The 4,884-nt window shown below is 56.6% G+C and carries 5 protein-coding genes and 1 tRNA gene; 5 read left to right on the plus strand and 1 reads right to left on the minus strand.

The genetic code is table 11. The annotated features are described in order from the left end of the window. Positions 1-219 precede the first annotated feature (219 nt). The 4 genes from NW840_RS10865 (at position 220) to NW840_RS10880 (ending at position 2,476) form a co-directional block, all read left to right on the plus strand. Positions 220-1,149 (plus strand): metallophosphoesterase family protein, encoded by a 930-nt coding sequence (locus tag NW840_RS10865; protein WP_414344230.1) that lies wholly within the window; start codon positions 220-222, stop codon positions 1,147-1,149. Between the two features lie 75 nt (positions 1,150-1,224). Continuing rightward, on the plus strand, positions 1,225-1,971 hold the full coding sequence (locus NW840_RS10870) for a phosphoadenylyl-sulfate reductase (RefSeq protein WP_414344233.1): 747 nt from the start codon (positions 1,225-1,227) through the stop codon (positions 1,969-1,971). A gap of 3 nt (positions 1,972-1,974) precedes the next feature. Beyond that, complete coding sequence (locus tag NW840_RS10875; RefSeq protein ID WP_414344235.1) at positions 1,975-2,289, plus strand: antibiotic biosynthesis monooxygenase family protein; 315 nt, start codon at positions 1,975-1,977, stop codon at positions 2,287-2,289. A gap of 115 nt (positions 2,290-2,404) precedes the next feature. Continuing rightward, positions 2,405-2,476 (plus strand) — tRNA-Val (locus NW840_RS10880). A 110-nt stretch (positions 2,477-2,586) separates the two neighbouring features. Here the strand turns inward: NW840_RS10880 and NW840_RS10885 are convergent. Then, complete coding sequence (locus tag NW840_RS10885; protein WP_414344238.1) at positions 2,587-3,528, minus strand: phosphoribulokinase; 942 nt, start codon at positions 3,526-3,528, stop codon at positions 2,587-2,589. A 285-nt stretch (positions 3,529-3,813) separates the two neighbouring features. Between NW840_RS10885 and NW840_RS10890 the strand changes: the two genes are divergently transcribed. Next, entirely contained in the window at positions 3,814-4,581 is a 768-nt protein-coding gene (locus NW840_RS10890) for a PspA/IM30 family protein (RefSeq protein WP_414344240.1), read from the plus strand. Positions 4,582-4,884: the final 303 nt, after the last annotated feature.

Genomic DNA, 4,884 nt, shown 5'->3' on the forward strand with positions numbered 1-4,884 from the left:
GAGCAGAGCAGGCTCAGGGCTACTGAAAGCCCGCTCCGTACCGCTTAGCGGTCGGAGTCGGGTAGTTTACACCAATTTGACCAGTCTGCGCGCCCCTTTCACAGCCCTACCTGTGCCCCAGTTGCCGATGGCTCCCAGCTGAGGTTAAGAGAAGCCCATAGCCCCCCGGCCCCTCATTGACTATGATGCGGGCGTGAGGTGTGAATAAGTACCTAAACAATGGCAACCCAACGCATTTGCTTTGCTCAAGTCTCAGATGTCCACCTGATGCCCGAGACGGGGTGCCGCTGTTGGTGGATGTCCGATTCCCCTCGCCGCCAGTTGGAAGCCGCCGTTGCCCATCTCAACCAGGTGCCCGATCTGCACTTCGTGGTGTTTACCGGGGATTTGGTGGATCAAGCGGATCCGGAGAGCTTTCAATCTTTCCAGGAGATTGTTGCCCAACTGCGGGTGCCCTATTACCTCAGCCTGGGCAACCACGATATCGACACCCTAGGGAGAAAGGGACGCTTCAACCGGGATCAGTTTATCCGTTGGTGCCAAAGCCAATTTCCCCTGTCCCCGGCTCCCACCGGTTACGTCGATTACAGCCTTTCCCCTCTGCCCGGGATCCGCTTGATTGCCCTCGACGCCAGCCTGGGACGCTTCCCTTTGCCTCAGGGCGTGCTCCGCCCCTCCCAACTGCACTGGCTGGACGAACATCTGCAAACGGTGCCGGAAGAATGGCTGATCCTACTGATCCATCAGCCGCCCTTCATTGCTCCCACCCAAATGGACGCGGTTTTGTTTCGCAAGTACCGGCTCCTCAGCGAACCAGCCTCGGCACTACACGCTCTCCTGGCCCGCCACGGGCGAGTGGTGGCGGTGTTGAGTGGGCATCTGCATGTGCCGAAGGTGTATGTCCGCGATGGGATCCCCTACCTGACAGCACCTCCTCTGGTGGGGCCGGTTTCGGCTCTGCGGGTGTTTGAGCTGGAGGTGAACCCACGGCGAGGGGTGTTGCGCTACCACTGGGTTAAGTTGCCGGCATTGGATCCCAGCCCCCTCTGGCACGGCTTGGTGATGGGGATCCGACGGGATCGCTGGGGACAAATCCCTCTCCGGGCCAAGGGATCCCGCTCTCTCCCTCTGCCCGCTGCCGCCTGGTAATCAAAACCCCTAAAGCTTGACCGAATTAGTGTAGATTAAAAAAGCAAAAATTGTCGAGTTCGGTGTCTTCCCCCTATGACAGCAAGCCTTTCTCCTTCTAGCCGCTGGGAGCTGGCGGCTCAAGCGCTGCGGGAGCAGTATCAACCTCAAGTGGCGTCCCTGAGCGAACGGTTTGAGCCTTTGTCGGCAAGAGACCTGCTCACCTGGGCGGTTGAAGAATTTGGAGATGGGCTGGTGCTGGCCTGTAGCTTTGGCCCGGAAGACCTAGTGCTGATCGATCTGCTCACGGCGATTAACCCCCGTGTTCGCGCTTTTTTTCTGGACACCGATTTTCACTTCCCGGAAACCCTACAACTGCGGGAGCAGGTGTTGGCGCGCTACCCCCACTTGCAACTGCAGATCTTCAAGCCCTTGCTTACCCCGGAAGAGCAGGCAGCTCAATACGGGCCAGAACTGTATCGCTCTAACCCCGACCTCTGCTGCAACATCCGCAAGGTGGAGCCCTTGAATCGTGCTCTGGCCGGTTGCACCACTTGGATTACAGGGATGCGTCGGGAACAATCCCCCACCCGCGCCGATATCGGCAAGGTGCAGTGGGACGGCAAGCGCAACCGCCTCAAACTCAACCCGCTGGCTGACTGGACAAATGGCCAAGTTTGGAAATACATCCTTGACCACGGGATCCCTTACAACCCCCTGCACGATCGCCACTACCCCAGTATCGGCTGCCTCCACTGCACTGCGCCTGTTGAGCCAGGGGCGGATCCCCGCTCTGGACGCTGGAAGGGCACAAGCAAAACCGAATGCGGCCTGCATACCTAACCCATGACTGCTTCCTCCATCCTTGAGGTGGCTCAGTTTGAAATTACCCCCGGCTCTGAAGCCGCCTTTGAAGCCGCCATCGCTCAAGCTTTCATCTATTTGCAGCAGACCGACGGCTACCAAGGGCACCAACTGCAGCGCTGTCTGGAGCACCCTCAGCAATACCTACTGCTCGTTCAGTGGGGATCCCTAGAGGCCCATCTGGTCAACTTTCGCCAATCGGAAAACTTTGTCCGCTGGCGTGCCCTCATCGGGCCCTACTTTGCTCGCCCACCCCAGGTGTTGCACTACCAGTTGCTGACCGGATCCCCTTTTTGATTTGAAATAGGGCACCTGTCCACTCTCCACCTAGGTTGACCCCAATGGGACAGGTTAAGATGTGATATTATTTGTTTCTGGCCTTCAGGCAGATGCACAGCGGCATCGCTCGTAGGGGCTGTTAACTCAGTGGTAGAGTACCACCTTGACACGGTGGGAGCCGCTGGTTCAATTCCAGCACAGCCCATGTCTTCGGCAGAAGCTGACAAAGGTTTGCTCCAGGATCAGGTTACAGTGCTGAGCCTAGCCCTCCCCTGCAGATCCTGTGAAACTGGGGATCCCTCACCGCCACGGATTCTACTGGTAGATATGGGCCGCTTTTAGCATGTGGTAGGTGATCAGCAATTGAGTCAAAGCCAGGGGATAGCTCTGGAGCAGCTCGCCGGTGGTGCCGATCAATTGGCCGATATTGGGGTTTCCCTCTAAGCTACAGAACTTGCCCAGGTAAGGGATTTCGTTGCAGAGCATCCGCTCCAATTCGATCACTTGGCTGGCCGTAGCATGGGCATCAATCTGCAAAACATCGACGGGCTTGCCCATATCCCGATCCAAATCCAAACGAATGGCAGAGCTAAGGTGATTGTCGCGGGCATTGAGGATTTGCCAAAAATCTGGGTGAGGAATGGTGGGGCGCAGCACCAAGCGTGCATTCAGCAATACCTCGTCTTGGTTGGATCCCTCTTGGGGCAGGTAAAAGGTGACCACCACATCGGCCCATTGGCGCTGTGGACGAATAAAAGCTTCTGAATCGGGTTCGCGCTTTTTGAGCTCTTCTCGAACTTGCTCTTCTGTGTATCCGCGCTTGCGGGTGTCTCGCTTAATCTTCCAGAGGGCGCGTAGATGTTCGGGAGGGGCCAAATAAACCTTGACATCGTAGCTATCCCGCATACCACGGGTAAAGTAGCCCAGCAGCCCTTCGACGATGACATATTTGTTGGGCTTGACGTACTCTGGCGGGTCAAAGGTGCCGGTGCTGTGGTTATAGACGGGCTTTAGGATCGGCTGGCCGGTGCGCAAGAGCGTCAGGTGCTGCTGAACGATATCCAGGTAGTTGCAGTCGGGATGGAGGGCTGTAATCCCCAGTTCAGCGCGTTGTTTGCGGTCATAGCGGTGGTAGTCGTCGGTGCAGATGACAGTGACGTTTTCTTCCCCCAAGACTTGGGCAATGCCACGGGTGAGGGTGGTTTTTCCAGCAGCACTATCACCAACAATACCCAGAATAATCGGGCGCTGAGCCACGGATCCCTCTCCTGAATCGTGAACCTGGGGCGGAGAACTCCCAACAACACCGGCCAAACTCAACTTCGTTTCGACCTGCGGATGGCCCCGATCAGAGAACAGGGATTGTCGGTCAGCAAACGAAGTTAAGCAAGCATTATCGGCTCTGGAGGGTATTGGGGCAAGAGAACGTTACAGCTTTTTTCAGCGGAGCCCTATGGATCCCTATACTGGAGTAGAAGCACTGGAAGGCATCAAAGCAGCAAGGGTAGCATTAGGTCAGACCGCTAGAGGGGGAAGCAACCGATGGGATTGTTCGATCGGGTCAGCCGAATCATTAGATCCAATATCAATGCGCTGGTCAGCAGCGCCGAGGATCCGGAGAAAATCCTGAACCAGACCATTCAGGACATGTCTGAGGATCACTACCAGATGCGGCAAGCGGTTGCCCAGGCCATTGCTGCCCAGAAGCGGATAGAGCGGCAGTATGAGCAAGCACAGCAGAGTGTTGATGAGTGGCAAAGACGCGCCGAGTTGGCCCTGCGCAACAACAACGAAGCTTTGGCTCGGGAAGCGCTGGTGCGCAAGAAAACCTTTGCCGAGACTGCCCAAAGCCTGAAGCGGCAGTTGGATGAGCAGACTAAGCAGGTGGAGATCCTGAAGTCCAACATGACCAAGCTGGAGAGCAAGATCGCTGAGGCCAAGACCAAAAAGGACATGCTCATCGCTCGCGCCCGCGCCGCCAAGGCTTCCCAGCAAATCAACCAGGTCATCGGGCGGGTGGACGCCACAAGCGCCTTTGCCGCTTTTGAGCGCATGGAGGAGAAGGTGAACTCCCTGGAGGCCCAGTCGGCGGCAGTAGCCGAGCTGGCGGTAGACAATTTGGAAAACCAGTTTGCCGCTTTGGAGGCGGGTGGCTCGGATGTAGATCACGAGCTGCTGATGCTCAAGGCGTCGATTCAGGGTCAGTTGCCCTCTGGGGAGGCGAAGTCCTCAGGCCAACCTTCCACCGCAAGTGAGAGCGAGGTCGATCTGGAGTTGGAAAATTTGCGCAAGGAGATTGACCAGCTCTAACAGGCGGAATGTCGCTCTCCTCCGACTCTCAAGGCTTGCCGAGCTGAGTTTGGGCCGGGGGGTGGTAAGCTAACCAACAAGAACTCTGACAGCCCTTCTGCCGACCAGCAGGGCAAAGTCTGTCAGTAAAGCGTTCCACCTCGAGTGGCAGGGATCCCCAGAGGGTAATCAACCTGCGAAAGGGTCACAGCCTGCTTACGGCAGGGCTGAGGTTAGTTTGCCTACGGTTTTGTGAGAGCATGACTCTAGTCAATAATAAGCTCAACTATACTGAAAATAATGTATAATATGTTCAGTACGGAT

The organism is Synechococcus sp. R5-13 (genome assembly GCF_047462015.1).
GTDB lineage: Bacteria > Cyanobacteriota > Cyanobacteriia > Thermostichales > Thermostichaceae > Thermostichus.

Bases quoted from the DNA above. Each gene is read 5' to 3' on its own strand.
- NW840_RS10875 (WP_414344235.1), top strand. From the start codon at position 1,975: ATGACTGCTTCCTCCATCCTTGAGGTGGCTCAGTTTGAAATTACCCCC.
- NW840_RS10865 (WP_414344230.1), top strand. From the start codon at position 220: ATGGCAACCCAACGCATTTGCTTTGCTCAAGTCTCAGATGTCCACCTG.
- NW840_RS10870 (WP_414344233.1), top strand. From the start codon at position 1,225: ATGACAGCAAGCCTTTCTCCTTCTAGCCGCTGGGAGCTGGCGGCTCAA.
- NW840_RS10890 (WP_414344240.1), top strand. From the start codon at position 3,814: ATGGGATTGTTCGATCGGGTCAGCCGAATCATTAGATCCAATATCAAT.